Source organism: Lactobacillus nasalidis, from assembly GCF_016587775.1.
GTDB lineage: Bacteria > Bacillota > Bacilli > Lactobacillales > Lactobacillaceae > Lactobacillus > Lactobacillus nasalidis.
The window spans coordinates 1-213 of the sequence record NZ_BOCG01000213.1 but is presented as its reverse complement, the minus strand read 5'-3'; the positions used below and the strand labels follow the sequence as shown (position 1 = coordinate 213).

Sequence of the window (213 nt, the reverse complement as noted above, 5' to 3'; positions counted from 1 at the left end):
AGTGCATTTTTTACAGATTCTTGTCCATGTTAAAGGTCAGTTTCGACAGCTTGATGGCTTCCTTGAAAAGCTGGCCCCAAAGCTCTTCGCTTTCCTGGCGGCTGTGAGCCACGGTTTCCTGATTGGCCTTGGTCAAAAAGGCGGTCAGCTCTTCGCCGGACAAGCCTGCTGCCTGCTTGGTGACTTCTGCCACCCGGGCACGGAAATACCGGT

Annotated in this window: 1 pseudogene; it reads right to left on the bottom strand. The window is 53.5% G+C overall.

What is annotated here, in order from left to right:
* Positions 1-10: 10 nt before the first annotated feature.
* Positions 11-213: pseudogene (locus lacNas_RS03575) on the bottom strand (hydrolase); the annotation flags it as partial.